This is a genomic window from Variovorax ginsengisoli (assembly GCF_030811835.1).
GTDB classification, from domain to species: Bacteria; Pseudomonadota; Gammaproteobacteria; order Burkholderiales; family Burkholderiaceae_C; genus Variovorax; species Variovorax ginsengisoli_C.
This window is the reverse complement of record NZ_JAUSRO010000008.1, coordinates 80009-96807: the sequence shown is the minus strand read 5'-3', so window position 1 is coordinate 96807 and position 16799 is coordinate 80009. Positions and strand designations below refer to the sequence as shown.

The following is a 16799-nucleotide window of genomic DNA, read 5'->3' as shown; positions in this document are numbered from 1 at the left end:
CCCGGAGCACGCAAATCCCCCGGCATGGATGTTGCTTGATACCTCTCACTGTTCCGTCGGCACCGTCGCCGCGGACCCCAGTGCCTCCGCTAATGACGGCGGGATCCGAGCGAACCGAAGGCCACCGTGCCGACGGTTCGTCTGTTCCAACCCGATTCGCTTCCGTCCAGCGGGGGGCCATCGCTGCTGCTGCCGTCTTCACGACCGGCACCGCCAGCACTGGTCAGCACCCCATGAGAACGGTTGCGTGCAGGACCACGAAATGAAAATTGCAGTCATTGGCCACGGTATGGTGGGCCACAAATTCCTAGAGCAACTCCACGAACTCGGCGTCGCCGACGCGCAGGTCACTGTGCTCTGCGAAGAGCCACGTCCGGCCTACGACCGCGTCCATCTGTCGGAGTTCTTTTCCGGCAAGACGGCCGAAGACCTGTCGCTGGTCGAACCCGGCTTCTTCGAGCGCAGCGGCTTCACGCTGCGGCTGGCGGCACGGGCCGTCGCCATCGAGCGGCGCGACAACACGGTCACGACGGCCGATGGCGAAGTCGTGCATTACGACAAGCTGGTGTTGGCCACGGGCTCGTCGGCCTTCGTGCCGCCGGTGCCCGGCCGCGACCGTGCGAACTGCTTCGTCTATCGCACCATCGAAGACCTCGAAGCCATGAAGGCGTGCGGCGCGCGCTCCAGGAGCGGTGTGGTCGTGGGCGGCGGGCTGCTGGGCCTCGAATGCGCCAAGGCGCTGCGCGACATGGGGCTGGAGACGCATGTGGTCGAGTTCGCACCGCGCCTGATGGCCGTGCAGGTCGACGACGGCGGTGGACGCGCGCTGCGCGGCAGCATTGAGGCCCTGGGCCTGCAGGTGCACACCGGCCGCAACACGGTGGAGATCGTCGACGGCGCGACCGCACGGCACCGCATGGTCTTCGCCGATGGCACGTACCTGGAAACCGACATGATCGTGTTCTCCGCGGGCATCCGCCCGCGTGATGAACTGGCGCGCCAGAGCCTTCTGGCCCTGGGCGCGCGCGGTGGCGTGGCCATCGACAGCCACTGCCGCACCAGCGACCACCATGTCTACGCCATCGGCGAGTGCGCCGCATGGAACGACCAGACTTTCGGCCTAGTGGCACCGGGCTACGACATGGCCCGCGTGGCGGCTCGCCACATCGCGGGGCAGGCCGACGCGGCGTTCACCGGCGCCGACATGAGCACCAAGCTCAAGCTCATGGGGGTGGACGTGGCGAGCATCGGCGATGCGCATGGCAAGACGCCGCACGCACGCACGTACCAGTACATCAACGAGCCCAAGCAGATCTACAAGAAGATCGTGGTCAGCGAAGACGGCAAGCACCTGCTGGGCGCCGTGCTGGTGGGCGATGCGGCCGAATACGGCACCCTGCTGCAGCTGGCGCTCAACGGCATCGCACTGCCGGCCGACCCCGAATTTCTGATCCTGCCGTCGAGCGACGGCAAGGCCAAGCCGGGCCTGGGCGTGGACGCGTTGCCTGACAGCGCACAGATCTGCTCGTGCAACAACGTCTCCAAGGGCCAGATCTGCGCGGCGGTCGGCGAGGGCGTCTGCACCATCGCCGACATGAAGGCCTGCAACAAAGCCGGTGCCTCGTGCGGCGGCTGCGTGCCGCTGGTCACGCAAGTCATGAAAATGGAGATGGCCAAGCGCGGCATGGCCGTCAACAACCACCTGTGCGAACACTTCCCGTATTCGCGCCAGGAGCTGTACCACCTGGTGCGCGTGGGCGAGATCAGGAGCTTTGCCGACCTGCTCGCCAAACACGGCAAGGGCCTGGGCTGCGACATCTGCAAGCCGACGGCAGCCAGCATCTTCGCGTCCTGCTGGAACGACTTCGTGCTCAAGAAGGACCTGGCCAGCCTGCAGGACAGCAACGACTACTTCCTGGGCAATATCCAGAAGGACGGCAGCTATTCGGTGGTGCCGCGCATGCCGGGCGGCGAAGTCACGGCCGATGGCCTGATCGCGGTCGGCCAGGTCGCCAAGAAGTACGGCCTGTACACCAAGATCACGGGGGGCGCGCGTGTCGACCTGTTCGGTGCTCGCGTCGAGCAGTTGCCGCTGATCTGGGAAGAGCTGATTGCCGCCGGCTTCGAGTCGGGCCATGCATATGGCAAGTCGCTGCGCACCGTGAAGAGCTGCGTGGGCTCGACCTGGTGCCGCTACGGCGTGGACGACAGCATGGGCATGGCCGTCGAACTGGAGAATCGCTACAAGGGCCTGCGGGCACCGCACAAGATCAAGTTCGGCGTGTCGGGCTGCACCCGCGAGTGCGCCGAGGCGCAGGGCAAGGACGTCGGCATCATCGCCACCGAAAAGGGTTGGAACCTCTACGTCTGCGGCAACGGCGGCATGAAGCCGCGCCATGCCGAACTGATCGCCTCCGACCTCACCAAGGACGCGTTGATCCGGCTGGTCGACCGCTTCCTCATGTTCTACGTGCGCACGGCCGACCGGCTGCAGCGCACCAGCACCTGGCGCGACAACCTCGAAGGCGGCCTGGACTACCTGAAGGACGTGTTGATCGAGGACAGGCTGGGCCTGGGCGCAGAGCTCGAGGCGCAGATGCAGCACGTGGTCGAGACCTACCAGTGCGAGTGGAAGACCGCCGTCAACGACCCGGTGACGCGGCAGCGCTTTCGCTCCTTCGTCAACAGCGACAAGCGTGACGAGCACATCGTGTTCGTCGAAGAGCGCGGCCAGATCCGCCCTGCCCGTGCCGAAGAGCGCGCCGACGCCACCCCTGCCTGAGCGCCGGACGCCCCAAGGACATCCATGACCACCGAAACACTCCAATGGACGCCAGTGTGCCTGGCCAGCGATATCCTGCCCGACACCGGCGTGTGCGCCCTCGTCGAGGGCGTGCATGTCGCGATCTTCCGCGTCGGCCCGACCCCGCAGTTCTTCGCCATCGACAACGTCGATCCCAAATCGCAGGCCAGCGTGCTGTCGCGCGGGCTGGTCGGCAGCCTGGGCGAGCGCATCGTCGTCGCCTCGCCGCTCTACAAGAACCACTTCGACCTGCGCAGCGGCGAGTGCCTGGAGTCGCCCGAGCACTCCGTGCGCGCCCATGCCGTGCGGGTGGAAGGCGACCAGGTGCTGGTCGCGCTGAACTGACACCGCGGCCGCGCCGCACCCTTCCCATCCTCTTTCGACTGACCGTTTTCCAGGACTTCCATGGCCTATCTCGCCCCCGCCGAATTCGTGACCAAGATGGTCGACGCCGGTGAATCCAAGCTGCTGATGTCGACCCGCGACACGCTCATCCGTTCCTACATGGCCGGTGCCATCCTGGCCCTGGCGGCCGCGTTTGCCGTCAGCATCACCGTCAACACCGGCAACGCGCTCGTCGGTGCCATGCTCTTCCCGGTCGGCTTCATCATGCTGTACCTGATGGGCTTCGACCTGCTGACCGGCGTGTTCACGCTGGCACCGCTGGCCGTGCTCGACAAGCGTCCGGGCGCCACCTGGAAAGGCGTCCTGCGCAACTGGGGCCTGGTGTTCTGCGGCAACTTCGCCGGAGCACTGACTGTGGCGGTGTTCATGGCGATCATCTTCACCTTCGGCTTCAGCGAGGCGCCCAATGCGATCGGCGAGCGGCTCGGCCACATCGGCGAAGGCCGCACCGTGGGCTACTCGGCGCACGGTGCAGCCGGCATGCTGACGCTGTTCATCCGCGGCGTGATGTGCAACTGGATGGTGTCGACGGGGGTGGTCGCGGCCATGATGTCGACCACCGTCTCGGGCAAGGCCATCGGCATGTGGATGCCGGTGATGATCTTCTTCTACATGGGCTTCGAGCATTCGATCGTCAACATGTTCCTGTTCCCCACCGGCCTGATGCTGGGCGGCAAGTTCACGCTGATGGACTACCTGATCTGGAACGAAATCCCGACCGTGCTGGGCAACCTGGTCGGCGGCCTGACCTTCGTCGGACTGACCTTGTACGCGACGCATTACAAGACGGCCGCCAAGCGCGTTGTGCGCTGAAACCCCGACGCACACGCTTGCCTCCATGGCCCTGTCGGTGCGCCCCGCGCTGCGGGTGACGCTCGGCCAGCACTCGCTGGCCGGGCACAAGGCCGTCAACCAGGACTTCCACGGTGCGATGCTGCCCGAGGGCGCGCAGCGCATGTCCAAGGGCATCGCCGTGGCCCTGGCCGACGGCATCGGCTCGAGCCGCGTCAGCCAGGTGGCCAGTGCCGCCGCCGTGCGCAGCTTTCTCGACGACTACTACGCGACGTCCGATGCGTGGTCGGTGCGCCGATCGGCGCAGCGCGTGCTCGAGGCCACCAACGCCTGGCTGCACGCGCAGACCCAGCGCAGCGACGCGCGCTTCGACAAGGACAGCGGCTATGTCTGCACCTTCAGCGCGCTGATCGTCAAGGGCCGCGACGTGCACCTCCTGCACGTGGGCGACGCGCGCATCTACCGGCTGCACCCGCACGCGCTCGAGCAACTCACCGAAGACCACCGCGTGCACCTGTCGTCGGTGGAGTCGTACCTGGGCCGCGCGCTGGGCGCCGGGCCCCACGTGGAGATCGACTACCGCGCCTGGGAAGCCGAGGTCGGCGAGGTCTACCTGCTGGCCACCGACGGCGCCTATGCGCACCTCGATGCCGCGACCGTGCAGGGCGTGATGGCCGCCTGCGGCGACGATTTCGACGAAGCCGCGCGGCAGCTCGCACGGGCCGCGCAGACCCGGGGCAGCGACGACGACATCACGGTGCAGTTGCTGCGCATCGATGAACTGCCGTCCGCCGATACGGCGCGCCTGCCGTTCCAGCGCGAGGGCCTGGCCGTGCCCGCGCCACTGGCGCCGCGCGCACGCTTCGAGGGCTTCACGCTCGTGCGCGAGCTGCACGTGAGTTCGCGCAGCCATGTGCACCTGGCGGTGGACGATGCGAGCGGCCAGCAGGTGGTGCTCAAGCTGCCGTCGATCGATCTGCGCGACGACCCGGACTACCTGGATCGCTTCGTCCTCGAGGAATGGGTGGCGCGTCGCATCGACAGCGTGCACGTGCTCAAGGCGAGCCGCATCGAGCGCCCGCGCAACCACCTCTACGTCGCGATGGAATACGTCGAAGGCCAGACGCTGGCGCAATGGATGGTCGACCACCCCCGGCCCAGTCTGGACAGCGTGCGCGCGATCGTCGAGCAATTGGCCCGGGGCCTGCAGGCGCTGCACAGCCGGGAGATGCTGCACCAGGACCTTCGTCCGGAGAACGTGATGATCGATCGCAGCGGCACCGTCAAGATCATCGACCTGGCCACCGTCTATGTGGCTGGCCTGGCCGACAGCGCGGGCGAGCGCCAGGCGCACGCCATCGAGGGCACGCTGCAGTACACGGCGCCCGAGTACTTCGCGGGGCAGGGCGGCAGCGCGCGTTCTGACTTGTTCTCGCTGGCCGTGGTCGCCTACCAGATGCTCACCGGCCAGCTGCCCTATGGCCTGCAGGTTGCGCGCGTGCACACGCCGGCCGATGTGAACCGCCTGCGCGACGTGCCGCTGCGCCATTTCAGGCCCGACCTGCCGGCCTGGGCCGAGGCGGTGCTGCAGAAAGCGCTGCATCCACAGCCAGCGCGGCGGCAGGAAGCGGTCTCGGAATTCGCGCACGACCTGCGAACGCCCGGCCCACAGTTTCTCCGTCCGCGTCCACCTGCGTTGATCGAGCGGCGGCCGGTGCTCTTCTGGCAATGCACCACCGTGCTGCTGGCCGCGGCCGTGGTCGTGCTGCTGGGCTTGCGTGCCTGGGGCCACTGACGCCGTTGCATTGAGGCATCATTGCGGCGATGCGATTGTTCTCGATGTCCTGGCGGCACAGCGCCGCCCTTTGCCTCGTTGTTCTATGGGCAACGTTCACCGTGATGCCGGCCCACGCACAAGCGCTTCCAGCGGGTGTGCGGCTGGGCATGAGCGCCGAAGAGTTGCGCAGTGCGCTGCCCGATGTGGAGCGCGTGGCGCGGCCCCAGCGGCTGGCCGGCGGCCTGGCCGGCACCTGGCGGGCGGCGCCTGTGGCACTGGCGGGGCTGCCCTTCGACCTCACGTTTTTCTTTGCCGATGGCCAACTGCAGCGCATCGAGTACGCGGCGGCCGCACAGCCCGTACAGACCGAACCCGACCGTGGTGCCGCCGCCTTTGCGCAACTGCTCGATTGGGGCAGGGCCACGTTCGGCCCCGAGGTCGGCGCACGCGACCCGGGCAGCGCCTATGCGGCATGGGTGGCAGGCGACGCCGACGTGTACCTGCAGCGCACCGACGGCGCTCGCGGTGCCAGCGTGCGGCTGGTCTACAAGCTGCGCCAGCTCAAGGACGGCAGCGCCCTCTAGCGTCGCAAGCTCAGGCCTCGGCCAGCATGCCGCGCTTCTCGATGAAGGCCATGACCTCCGCCACGCCGGTCAGGGTCTTGAGGTTGGTCATGACGTAAGGACGCTGCTTGCGCATGCGCTGGGTGTCGGCTTCCATCACGCCCAGGTCGGCACCGACGTAGGGTGCGAGGTCGGTCTTGTTAATGACGAACAGGTCGCTTTTGGTGATGCCCGGGCCGCCCTTGCGCGGAATCTTCTCGCCGGCGGCCACGTCGATCACGTAGATCGTCAGATCGCTCAGTTCGGGGCTGAAGGTCGCGGCCAGGTTGTCGCCACCGCTCTCGACGAACACGATGTCGGCATCCGGAAAATCGGCCAGCATGCGGTCGATGGCTTCGAGGTTGATCGAGGCGTCTTCGCGGATCGCCGTGTGCGGGCAGCCGCCCGTTTCCACGCCCATGATGCGTTCGGCAGGCAGCGCACCGGCGACGGTCAGCAGGCGCTGGTCTTCCTTGGTGTAGATGTCGTTGGTGATGGCGATCAGGTCGTATTTGTCGCGCATTCCCTTGCAGAGCATTTCGAGCAGCGTGGTCTTGCCGGAGCCGACCGGTCCGCCGATGCCCACGCGCAGCGGCGGCAGTTTCTTGGTGCGATTGGCGATGTGGTGCAGTGCGGAGGACATGGTGTTGAGCGGTGCCGGTGGCGTTGGGGATTAGCTTCTGAAGAGGCGTGAATACTGGGTTTCATGGCGCGCCGAATGGATGGCGAGCATGGGGGAGAAGGCTTGGCGGTCGTCGTCGCCGAGTGCGATCGCTCGGTCGACCGCATCGGGGATCTCCTGCATCAGGCGCCCGAGCATGCGTTGCCCCGCGCTCTGGCCGAGCGGCACCGACTTCACGGCGGCGCCGATCATGTTTTCGGCCCAACCGAAGGCAAAGGCCAGGGTCCCGTCGCGCACGCTGGCCTGCGTGCGGCTGGCTGCAAAGGCGAAGGCGACCGGGTAGGTGATGGCCAGGCCGTCGAACTGCGAGGCCACGTCGTCGTGATGCAGCTTGAGCCATTCGACGAAGGAGCGGCCCATCTGCTCGGTCTGCAGCAGGAATTCGGCCGACTCGCGCGTCTGCAGCACCCACGCGTTGAGGGCTTCGATGCGCGCCCGGTCGTCATCGCGCCACGCTGCGATGGCCTGTGCGACCACCGGCAGGTCGGCGCGCGAGAGGCTCAGGTGAAGCTGGTCGGCGATCCAGTCCGATGCCGCGGGTTCGGACGAAAGACCGCCCCATTCGACGCCTGCCTCCAATCCTTCGGAGTAAGAGAAGCCCCCGATCGGAAGCGCCGGAGAGGCCAGCCAGATCAGCTGCAGCAGGCTGGCTGCGGGCAGGGCGCCTGACGCGTCGGACATCAGTGGCCGTGGCCGGCACCCGCCGGCGCGGCATAGGCGTCGGGATGCAGCACCGGGCCGACCGGCGCCTTGCCCGGCGCGTGGGAATGGCCGTGGTCATGCGAGTGACCGTGCCCATGGTCATGGTCGTGGTCGTGGTCATGCCCGCCCCCCGCCGCGTGCGCACCGTAGGCGCCGCCTTCGGGTTCGAAGGCCTCGTCGGCCTCGCGCACGATCAGGTGCATCGAACGCAGCATGGCGCCCAGCACATGGTCGGGTTCGATCTTCAGGTGGTCGGGCTTGAGTTCGATCGGCACATGCCGGTTGCCCAGGTGGTAGGCCGCACGTGTCAGATCGAAAGGCGTGCCGTGGGCGGTGCAGTGCGTGATGACCAGCACCGGCTGCGGTGCGGCGATCACCCGCACCAGCGAGCCGTCTTCGGCCACCAGCACGTCGCCACCGCGCACCGCAGTGCCGCGTGGCAGGAACACGCCAATGCGGCGGCCCTGGGAATCGACGGTGTCGAAGCGGCTCTTCTGGCGCACGTCCCAGTCGAGTTCGACCGTGGCGGCGCGCTTGAGCAGCACGGTGGCGAGACCGCTGCCCTGGGGCATGAGTTTGTTGGCGATGAGCATGGAGGACTTCAGAGGGCGGCAATGTTCACCGGTGGAACGCCGCGGTACAAAGAGGACGTATTGTCGAGCGCGATCACAGCATACGCGTCATGAAGCGGCTGTTCGGGTCGTCGATGTATGTGCCGAAGGGCGCGCACGCTGCGAAGCCATGTTTCTCATACAGCGCATGCGCCGGCGCGAAGAAGGGCTGGCTGCCGGTCTCCAGGCTCAGCTGCGCATAGCCCAGCGCCTGCGCCTCGGCGACCACGTACGCCAACATCCGGCCCGCGATGCCCTGGCCGCGCAGCGAGGCCGCCGTGCGCATCGACTTGAGTTCGGCATGGCCGTCGTCGAGGCGCTTCAAGGCCGCCGTTCCCACCAGCGATTCGCCGGCAGGCAGATCGATCCATGCGGTCCAGAACCGGATGTCTGGTCGACGCAAACCGTCCAGGTCCAGCGCATGCACGCTCTCCGGTGGAGAAACCCGACGCATGTCGGTCAGGTGCTCCTCGAGAAACGTGGCGATGCGCGGGTCTTGCAGGTCGTCCAGGCGAATGCGCAGGTCCGTCAGCATCGGATCAAAACAGGAAATACCGCTGCGCCATCGGCAGCGAGGTCGCCGGCTCGCATACCAGCAGATGCCCGTCTGCCCGCACCGCGTAGGTCTGCGCGTCGATCTCCATCTTCGGCGTGTAGCCGTTGTGCACCATGTGCTGCTTGCGCACGCTGCGCACGTTCTTCACCGCGGCCAGCGTCTTGTGCAGGCCGTAGCGCTCGCCGATGCCCGCGTTCAGCCCGGCCTGCGAGACGAAAGTGAGCGAGCTGCGGTGCAGCGAACCGCCGTAGGCGCCGAACATCGGCCGGTAGTGCACCGGCTGCGGCGTGGGGATCGATGCGTTCGGGTCGCCCATGGCGGCCATCGCGATGGTGCCGCCCTTGATGATGGTGAAAGGCTTCACGCCGAAGAAGGCCGGCTTCCACACCACCAGGTCGGCCCACTTGCCGACCTCGATGCTGCCCACCTCGTGCGCGATGCCGTGCGAGATGGCCGGGTTGATCGTGTACTTCGCGACATAGCGCTTGACGCGGAAGTTGTCGTTGCGCGTGCTGTGGTCCGGCGAGTCTGCCCCCGTACCGGGCGCGGGTGGCAGCCAGCCGCGCTGGCCCTTCATCTTGTGCGCCGTTTGCCAGGTGCGGATGATCACTTCGCCCACGCGGCCCATGGCCTGCGAGTCGGAGCTGAACATGCTGATCGCGCCCAGGTCGTGCAGGATGTCTTCGGCCGCAATGGTTTCCTTGCGGATGCGCGACTCGGCAAAGGCCAGGTCTTCCGCGATGCCGGCGTCGAGGTGGTGGCACACCATGAGCATGTCGACGTGTTCGTCGAGCGTGTTCACCGTGTAGGGCATCGTCGGGTTGGTCGACGAGGGCAGGAAGTTGTCCTCGCCCACCACGCGCAGGATGTCGGGTGCGTGGCCACCGCCCGCACCTTCGGTGTGGAACGCGCAGATGCCGCGGCCCTTGACGGCTGCGATGGTGTTCTCGACGAAGCCCGATTCGTTGAGCGTGTCGGAGTGGATCGCCACCTGCGTGTCGGTGGCGTCCGCTACGTCCAGGCAGTTGCTGATGGCCGCAGGCGTGGTGCCCCAGTCCTCGTGCAGCTTGAGGCCGATCACGCCGGCGTCGATCTGCTCGTGCAGGGCGTCGGGCAGGCTGGCGTTGCCCTTGCCGAGGAAGCCCAGGTTCATCGGGAAGGCGTCGGCCGCCTGCAGCATGCGTTCGATGTGCCAGGGTCCGGGCGTTGAGGTGGTCGCGAAGGTGCCGGTGGCCGGGCCGGTGCCGCCGCCGAGCATCGTGGTCACGCCGGATGTCAGTGCTTCCTCGATCTGCTGCGGGCAGATGAAGTGGATGTGGCTGTCGATGCCGCCGGCCGTGACGATGTTGCCTTCGCAGCTGATCACTTCGGTGCCCGGGCCGATGACGATGTCGACGCCCGGCTGCACGTCGGGGTTGCCCGCCTTGCCGATTGCGACGATGCGCCCGCCCTTCAGGCCGATGTCGGCCTTGACGATGCCCCAGTGGTCGAGGATCAGCGCGTTGGTCATCACCGTGTCGACAGCGCCACCGGCCGTCGGGCCGCTACCGGCACCGTTGCGCGTGCGCTGCGACTGCGCCATGCCGTCGCGAATCGTCTTGCCGCCGCCGAACTTCACTTCTTCGCCGTAGCCACCGGCGCGCAGCGTGTAGTCCGCCTCGACCTCGATCACGAGATCCGTGTCGGCCAGGCGCACGCGGTCGCCCACGGTGGGGCCGAAGATCTCGGCGTAGGCACGCCTTCCAATGGTCGCCATTATTAGAGTTTCCCTTGAACGAGGCCACGGAAGCCGTAGACCACGCGGTCGCCGGCGAAGTCGCAGAGTTCGACCGTGCGCTGCTGGCCGGGCTCGAAGCGCACCGCCGTGCCCGATGCGATGTTCAGCCGCATGCCGCGTGCGGCTTCGCGGTCGAAGCCCAGCGCGCCGTTGGTTTCGGCGAAGTGGTAGTGCGAGCCGACCTGGATCGGTCGGTCGGCGGTGTTCTGCACGACCAGCGTGAGCGTGCGGCGGCCGGGGTTGAGGGTGTGTTCGCCCTCGTCGGTGAAGAGTTCGCCGGGGATCATGGCGACGGTCTCAGGCCAGTTGCGCGAGCAGGGTCGCGCCGAACAGCGCGACGGCCGCACCGGCCACGCGCGGCAGCCAGGCGGTGCGTCGGCGCAGCGCCCAGCCGATCGCGATGCCGCCCGCGTGCAGCAGCGCGGTGGCGAGCACCATGCCGCCGATCGCCCAACTCGCCCCGTGGTCGCCCGCCAGCTCGTAGCCGTGCGCCACGCCGTGGAAAACGGCGAAGGCGCCGACCACCGCCGCGGCGACCGGGCCGGGCAGGCGCAGGCGCGTGACGACCAAGAGGCCGATCACCAACAGCGACGCGGCGATCATCGGCTCGACCGCCGGCACTTGCACGCCCGCGAGGCCGACGAGCGCGCCGGCCAGCAGCATCGCCGCAAAACCGACGGGTGCCCACAGCACGTCACGGGCGCCGCGTGCGATCAATGCGCTCCACAGCCCGACCGCGACCATCGCAGCCAGGTGATCCATGCCGGTGAACGGGTGCAGGAAGCCCTGCACGAAGCCGATGTCGTGGTGCGCCGCGCCGTCGACACCGACGTGGGCCGAGGCGGCGAGCGGCAAGGCAGCAATGGCTGCCAGCACGGCAGCGAGGGCGGATCGGTGAATGCGCATCAAAAGTTCTCCAAGGCGAATGGGGCAATATCGGGCCCCCGGTAGGGGGGTGGCGAAGCGACACGAAGTGCGCGCAGCCTGGGGGCGAGCTTCATAGGATCGGCTGGTGTACCGTCACCAGCTTGGTGCCATCGGGGAAGGTGGCCTCGATCTGGATGTCCGGGATCATCTCGGCCACGCCGTCCATGACGTCGGCGCGCGTGAGCACGTTGCGGCCTTCGCTCATCAGCGCGGCCACGCTCTTGCCGTCGCGCGCGCCTTCCATCACGGCCGCGGAAATCAGCGCGACGGCTTCGGGGTAGTTGAGCTTGAGCCCCCGTGCCTGCCGGCGTTCGGCCAGCAGCGCGGCCGTGAAGATCAGGAGCTTGTCTTTTTCGCGTGGCGTCAGTTCCATGGGCGGTCGCAGAGAGGAAATCGGGCCATTATCGGCAGACTGGTGTCATTGCAACAGTCGTGCCGCCCGACCCCTTTCGTGGCATGAAAGCTGCACCGAAACGGTGTGACCGACGCCGAAAGCCCTCCGACCCCCGACGACGCGCCGCAACGTATCGTCAAGGTCCGGCGCGACTACAACAGCTGGGTGGCGCGCGAGACGCTCGAGGACTATGCCCTGCGCTACACGCCGCAGCGCTTTCGCAAGTGGTCCGAATGGCGGGTGGCCAACACGGCCTTCGGCGGCGCGGCGTCCTTCCTGATCCTGGAGGCGGTCGGAGCCACGCTGCTGGTGCAGTACGGCTTCGTCAACGCCTTCTGGGCGGTGCTCGTGACGGGGCTCATCATCTTCCTGGCAGGCGTCCCCATCAGCGTGTATGCGGCGCGCTACGGCGTGGACATGGACCTGCTCACGCGCGGCGCGGGCTTCGGCTACATCGGCTCGACGCTGACGTCGCTGATCTATGCTTCCTTCACCTTCATCTTCTTCGCGCTGGAGGCGGCCGTGATGGCCTACGCGCTGGAGCTGGCGCTGGGCATCCCGCCGGTCTGGGGCTACCTGGTGTGCGCGCTGGTGGTGATTCCGCTGGTCACGCACGGCGTGTCGGCCATCAGCCGGTTGCAGATCTGGACGCAGCCGATCTGGCTGGTGATGCTGGTCGTGCCTTTTGCCTTTGTGCTGGTGCGCGATCCTGGTGCGTTTGGAGGAATAGTGCACTACGCCGGTGTCAAGGGCGAAGCCGATGGCTTCAATTTGCACCTGTTTGGTGCTGGCCTGACGGTTGGCATTGCGCTGATCACGCAACTGGGCGAGCAGGCCGACTACCTGCGCTTCATGCCGGCGCGCACGGCGGCGACGCGTGGGCGCTGGTGGGCGGGCGTGCTGATGGGCGGCCCGGGCTGGGTCGTGATGGGCGTCGCCAAGATGCTCGGCGGGATGATGCTGGCCTACCTGGCCATCACCCACATGGTGCCCCCCGAGCGCGCCGTCGACCCGAACCAGATGTACCTGGCGGCCTACGAATACGTGTTCCCCAATTACGGTTGGGCCGTGGCCGCGGTGGCGCTGTTCGTGGTGATCTCGCAGCTCAAGATCAATGTGACCAATGCCTATGCCGGTTCGCTGGCCTGGAGCAACTTCTTCTCGCGCATCACGCACAGCCATCCCGGGCGGGTCGTGTGGGTGGTGTTCAATGCGCTGATCGCCTTCATGCTCATGGAGATGAACGTGTTCGAGGCGCTGGGCGACGTGCTCGGCCTCTACGCCAACATCGCCATCGCCTGGATGATGGCGGTGGTCGCCGACCTGGTCATCAACAAGCCGCTGGGCCTGTCGCCGCCGGGCATCGAATTCAAGCGGGCCCATCTGTGGGACATCAACCCGGTGGGCGTGGGCGCGATGGCGCTGGCCTCTGCTTTGTCGATCACCGCGCACCTGGGCGCCTTCGGCCCGATGGCGCAGGCCTTCTCGGCGCTGATCGCCATGGGGACGGCGCTGGTGACGGCGCCGCTGATCGCCTGGGCCACGCGCGGCAAGTACTACCTGGCGCGCGGCCCGGTGAACGATGCACGCCATGCGGTGCGCTGGGCGCGCGTGGCGCCGCCGGACGGCGCTCGAACCCTGCTGCTGCAGCGCTGCGTGATCTGCGAACGCGAGTACGAAGGCCCCGACATGGCCCATTGCCCGGCCTACCAGGGTGCAATTTGTTCGCTGTGCTGCACGCTGGACGCGCGCTGCGGCGACCTTTGCAAGCCACGGGCGAGCCTCTCGGCGCAGTGGTCGGGCACGCTGCGCTGGCTGATGCCGCGCCGCGTCTGGCCCTACCTGGACACCGGGCTCGGCCACTTCCTGCTGCTCACACTGATCATCGTGCCGGTGCTCGCGGCCGTCTTCGGCGTGCTCTACCAGCAGGAACTGCGCGCGCTGGGCGACGGTGCGCTGGGCATGCTGCCGGCCGGCGAGCTGGCCTCGACGCTCTTCAACGCGCAAATGGCGTCGCTGCGTTCGGGGTTCCTGAAGTCGTACATGGCGCTGCTGCTGATCGCGGGCATCGTCGCCTGGTGGCTGGTGCTCGCGCACCAGAGCCGCAGGGTGGCGCAGGAAGAGTCGAACCGCCAGACCCATCTGCTGGTGCGCGAGATCGAGCTGCACCGGGAGACCGACCGGGCGCTGCAGGCGGCCAAGCAAAGCGCAGAAGAAGCGCGCGAGGTGGCCGAGCGGGCCAAACAGGCGGCCGACCACGCCAACCAGGCCAAGAGCCGTTACATCAGCGCCATCAGCCACGAGCTGCGCACGCCGCTCAATTCCATCCTGGGCTATGCGCAGCTCATGGGCGAGGACACGGCCGTGCCGCCGCACCGCCAGCAGGCGGTGGCTGTCATCAAGCGGGGGGGCGAGCACCTGCTGTCGCTGATCGAGGGCACGCTCGACCTGGCCCACATCGAGGCGGGCAAACTCACGCTGCACGCGCGGCCGATGCCCTTTGCCGAAGCCATGCGCGAGCTGGCCGACATGTTCGAACTGCAGGCTTCGGAGAAGGGCCTGGCCTTTCACTTCGAGCCCGCGGGCGAGTTGCCCGAGGCCGTGCGCGCCGACGAGAAGCGCGTGCGCCAGATACTCATCAACCTGCTGGGCAACGCCATCAAATTCACCGCCAGCGGCCAGGTGACGCTGCGGCTGCGCTATGCGCGCGAGTTCGCCGCACTGGAGATCGAGGACACCGGGCCGGGCATGTCGGCCGAGGAGATCGAGCGCATCTTCGAGCCCTTTGCGCGCGGCGATTCACCCGGCACCACGGGGCGCGCCTCGGCGCCCGGGTCCGGTCTGGGCCTGACCATCGCCAAGATGCTCACCGACCTGATGGGCGGTGAAATGTCGGTGCAGAGCACGCCCGGCCAGGGCTCCGTGTTCCGTGTGCGGCTGTTCCTGCCGCGCGTCCATGGCCCGGTGGCGCCCACGGTGAGGCCGTCCGACAGCGGCGCAGTGCGGCGCGGCTACAGCGAGGAACGCCGTCGCGTGCTGGTGGTGGACAACGAAGAGGCCGACCGTGAGTTGCTGGCCCACGTGCTCGCGCCGCTGGGCTTCGAGCTGCGCACCGCCGCCAGCGGCCACGATGCGCTCGACCTGATCGCCGCGGGCTTTCGTCCCGACGCCATGTTCATCGACCTGGCGATGCCCGGCATCGATGGCTGGGAGACCATCCGACGTGCGCGGCAGTTCGGGCCTGGCCTGGCGCCGCGCAGCGTGGCCATCGTGTCGGCCAACGCGTTCGACAAGCGGCTGGAGAACGATGTGGGCATTGCGCCCGACGACTTTTTCGTCAAACCGGTGCGCCACAGCGAGCTGCTCGACTGGCTGGGGCGCCGCCTCGGCCTGCAATGGACCGACGGCGGTGCAGCGCCTGCGGCCGCCGCGCCACCGGCGATGGCGCGGGTTCGGCCGTCGGCAGTGCATCTGCGGGCGCTGGAAGAAGCGATCGGACTGGGTTACTTTCGGGGCATCATGAATCAACTCGACGACATCGACGCCGACCAGCCCGAGTGCGCCGGCTGGACCGCGGCGCAGCGCCATCTGGCGCGGCAGTTCCAGTTCGAAAAGATGGACTGTGCGACTTTTCCAGCGGAGGGCAACGGCAGCGCAGCAGCGTCCGGGCCGGCCCGGGCGCGTCCGGAGCAGCCGTGAGCACGACGCCCCGAAGCATTGCCGGCAACAGCGACCTGGTGCTGATCGTCGACGACGTGCCCGACAACCTGGCCCTGCTGCACGACGCGCTCGACGAATCCGGCTACACGGTGCTGGTGGCCACGAGCGGCGAAGCAGCGCTGTCGCGTGCGGTCCAGGCGGGCCCCGACATCATCCTGCTCGACGCGATGATGCCGGGCATGGACGGCTTCGAGGTGGCGCGGCGGCTGAAGGCCGACCCCCAGACCGCCCAGATTCCAATCGTCTTCATGACCGGGCTGACCGAAACCGAGCACCTGGTGGCCGCGCTGGAAGCCGGTGGCGTCGACTACGTCACCAAGCCGATCAAGCCCATGGAGGTGCTGGCGCGCATGAATGTGCACCTGCAGGGCGCTCGGCGCGCACGCCAGCATGCGCAGCAGGCCGGCCAGGCGCGCAATGCCCTCGATGCCTTCGGCTACGCCAGCTTCACCGTGCGCCTGCCCGAGGGGCGGCTGATCTGGCAAACCGTGCTCGCGCGCGACTTGCTGCAGCGCTACTGCGGCACGGCCGCGCCGCAGACGCCGCCCGCGGTGCTCGAATGGCTGCTGCGCCATGTGCCCGATGCGCAGGCCCGGCAGGTCGAGCCACCGGTCTTGAGCATTGCCCAGGGCGCGCGCAGCCTGAGCCTGCGGCTGCACCAGCAGACTGGCGACGGCGACGACGCCACGGCCGGTTCGGGCGACTGGCTGATCATCATGCGCGAGGTGTCCGACACCTCCGTGATCGATGCCATGTGCCTGAGCCTGAAGCTCACGGCGCGCGAGGCGGAGGTGCTCTACTGGGTCGTCAAGGGCAAGACCAACCGCGACATCGGCGAGATCCTGGGCAGCAGCCCGGCAACCGTCAAGAAGCACCTGGAGCGTGTCTATGTCAAGCTCGGCGTGGAAACGCGCACCGCTGCCGCGGGCGTGGCGACCAAGCGTATCCGCGAGTTGCAGCCGCAGTTCGAGATCTAGGTGCCTGGCGCCCCGGTTTCACGTCGTCGTCACACGCGGCGGCATGGCGTTGCCTAGAATCGCCGGCCTTGCCC

Annotated in this window: 15 protein-coding genes; 7 read left to right on the top strand and 8 right to left on the bottom strand. The window is 67.8% G+C overall.

What is annotated here, in order from left to right:
- The first annotated feature begins 262 nt into the window (after positions 1–262).
- The 5 genes from nirB to J2W36_RS13920 all read left to right on the top strand — a co-directional run bounded on the left by nirB (position 263) and on the right by J2W36_RS13920 (position 6361).
- Complete coding sequence (gene nirB / locus J2W36_RS13940) at positions 263–2782, top strand: nitrite reductase large subunit NirB (protein ID WP_307690342.1); 2520 nt, start codon at positions 263–265, stop codon at positions 2780–2782.
- 24 nt (positions 2783–2806) lie between these two features.
- Complete coding sequence (gene nirD / locus J2W36_RS13935) at positions 2807–3148, top strand: nitrite reductase small subunit NirD (protein ID WP_307690341.1); 342 nt, start codon at positions 2807–2809, stop codon at positions 3146–3148.
- A 60-nt stretch (positions 3149–3208) separates the two neighbouring features.
- Positions 3209–4021, top strand: coding sequence for a formate/nitrite transporter family protein (locus J2W36_RS13930; RefSeq protein WP_307690340.1), 813 nt, complete (start codon positions 3209–3211; stop codon positions 4019–4021).
- Between the two features lie 25 nt (positions 4022–4046).
- Positions 4047–5795, top strand: coding sequence for a bifunctional protein-serine/threonine kinase/phosphatase (locus tag J2W36_RS13925; protein WP_307690339.1), 1749 nt, complete (start codon positions 4047–4049; stop codon positions 5793–5795).
- Between the two features lie 104 nt (positions 5796–5899).
- Positions 5900–6361, top strand: a complete 462-nt coding sequence (locus J2W36_RS13920) for a hypothetical protein (RefSeq protein ID WP_307690506.1) — start codon at positions 5900–5902, stop codon at positions 6359–6361.
- Between the two features lie 10 nt (positions 6362–6371).
- On the opposite strand, the gene ureG is transcribed toward J2W36_RS13920, so the two are convergent.
- From ureG to J2W36_RS13880, 8 genes are all read right to left on the bottom strand, one after another.
- Positions 6372–7022, bottom strand: coding sequence for an urease accessory protein UreG (gene ureG, locus J2W36_RS13915; RefSeq protein WP_307690338.1), 651 nt, complete (start codon positions 7020–7022; stop codon positions 6372–6374).
- A gap of 30 nt (positions 7023–7052) precedes the next feature.
- Positions 7053–7742, bottom strand: a complete 690-nt coding sequence (locus J2W36_RS13910; RefSeq protein ID WP_307690337.1) for an urease accessory protein UreF — start codon at positions 7740–7742, stop codon at positions 7053–7055.
- Positions 7742–8356, bottom strand: coding sequence for an urease accessory protein UreE (ureE, locus tag J2W36_RS13905; protein ID WP_307690336.1), 615 nt, complete (start codon positions 8354–8356; stop codon positions 7742–7744). Before ureE ends, J2W36_RS13910 begins: the two co-directional genes overlap by 1 nt.
- A 73-nt stretch (positions 8357–8429) precedes the next feature.
- Positions 8430–8909, bottom strand: a complete 480-nt coding sequence (locus tag J2W36_RS13900) for a GNAT family N-acetyltransferase (protein ID WP_307690335.1) — start codon at positions 8907–8909, stop codon at positions 8430–8432.
- A gap of 4 nt (positions 8910–8913) precedes the next feature.
- On the bottom strand, positions 8914–10686 hold the full coding sequence (ureC, locus tag J2W36_RS13895; protein WP_307690334.1) for an urease subunit alpha: 1773 nt from the start codon (positions 10684–10686) through the stop codon (positions 8914–8916).
- Between the two features lie 2 nt (positions 10687–10688).
- Positions 10689–10994, bottom strand: coding sequence for an urease subunit beta (locus J2W36_RS13890; protein WP_307690333.1), 306 nt, complete (start codon positions 10992–10994; stop codon positions 10689–10691).
- A 10-nt stretch (positions 10995–11004) separates the two neighbouring features.
- Positions 11005–11613 (bottom strand): HupE/UreJ family protein, encoded by a 609-nt coding sequence (locus J2W36_RS13885; RefSeq protein ID WP_307690332.1) that lies wholly within the window; start codon positions 11611–11613, stop codon positions 11005–11007.
- Between the two features lie 91 nt (positions 11614–11704).
- Entirely contained in the window at positions 11705–12007 is a 303-nt protein-coding gene (locus J2W36_RS13880) for an urease subunit gamma (protein WP_307690331.1), read from the bottom strand.
- A gap of 90 nt (positions 12008–12097) precedes the next feature.
- Between J2W36_RS13880 and J2W36_RS13875 the strand changes: the two genes are divergently transcribed.
- Positions 12098–15727 carry a hybrid sensor histidine kinase/response regulator gene (locus J2W36_RS13875; RefSeq protein ID WP_307690505.1) on the top strand — a complete coding sequence of 1210 codons (3630 nt, stop codon included), beginning with the start codon at positions 12098–12100 and terminating at the stop codon, positions 15725–15727.
- Positions 15724–16725 (top strand): response regulator transcription factor, encoded by a 1002-nt coding sequence (locus J2W36_RS13870; protein ID WP_307690330.1) that lies wholly within the window; start codon positions 15724–15726, stop codon positions 16723–16725. The genes J2W36_RS13875 and J2W36_RS13870 overlap by 4 nt, the downstream gene beginning before the upstream one ends.
- Positions 16726–16799 lie beyond the last annotated feature (74 nt).

What these genes read in the sequence shown, in the direction of transcription:
- J2W36_RS13920 (WP_307690506.1), top strand. Translation starts at nt 5,900, where the DNA reads ATGCCGGCCCACGCACAAGCGCTTCCAGCGGGTGTGCGGCTGGGCATG.
- J2W36_RS13900 (WP_307690335.1), bottom strand. Translation starts at nt 8,909, where the DNA reads ATGCTGACGGACCTGCGCATTCGCCTGGACGACCTGCAAGACCCGCGC.
- nirD (WP_307690341.1), top strand. Translation starts at nt 2,807, where the DNA reads ATGACCACCGAAACACTCCAATGGACGCCAGTGTGCCTGGCCAGCGAT.
- ureE (WP_307690336.1), bottom strand. Translation starts at nt 8,356, where the DNA reads ATGCTCATCGCCAACAAACTCATGCCCCAGGGCAGCGGTCTCGCCACC.
- J2W36_RS13930 (WP_307690340.1), top strand. Translation starts at nt 3,209, where the DNA reads ATGGCCTATCTCGCCCCCGCCGAATTCGTGACCAAGATGGTCGACGCC.
- ureG (WP_307690338.1), bottom strand. Translation starts at nt 7,022, where the DNA reads ATGTCCTCCGCACTGCACCACATCGCCAATCGCACCAAGAAACTGCCG.
- nirB (WP_307690342.1), top strand. Translation starts at nt 263, where the DNA reads ATGAAAATTGCAGTCATTGGCCACGGTATGGTGGGCCACAAATTCCTA.
- ureC (WP_307690334.1), bottom strand. Translation starts at nt 10,686, where the DNA reads ATGGCGACCATTGGAAGGCGTGCCTACGCCGAGATCTTCGGCCCCACC.
- J2W36_RS13910 (WP_307690337.1), bottom strand. Translation starts at nt 7,742, where the DNA reads ATGTCCGACGCGTCAGGCGCCCTGCCCGCAGCCAGCCTGCTGCAGCTG.
- J2W36_RS13890 (WP_307690333.1), bottom strand. Translation starts at nt 10,994, where the DNA reads ATGATCCCCGGCGAACTCTTCACCGACGAGGGCGAACACACCCTCAAC.
- J2W36_RS13885 (WP_307690332.1), bottom strand. Translation starts at nt 11,613, where the DNA reads ATGCGCATTCACCGATCCGCCCTCGCTGCCGTGCTGGCAGCCATTGCT.
- J2W36_RS13880 (WP_307690331.1), bottom strand. Translation starts at nt 12,007, where the DNA reads ATGGAACTGACGCCACGCGAAAAAGACAAGCTCCTGATCTTCACGGCC.
- J2W36_RS13925 (WP_307690339.1), top strand. Translation starts at nt 4,047, where the DNA reads ATGGCCCTGTCGGTGCGCCCCGCGCTGCGGGTGACGCTCGGCCAGCAC.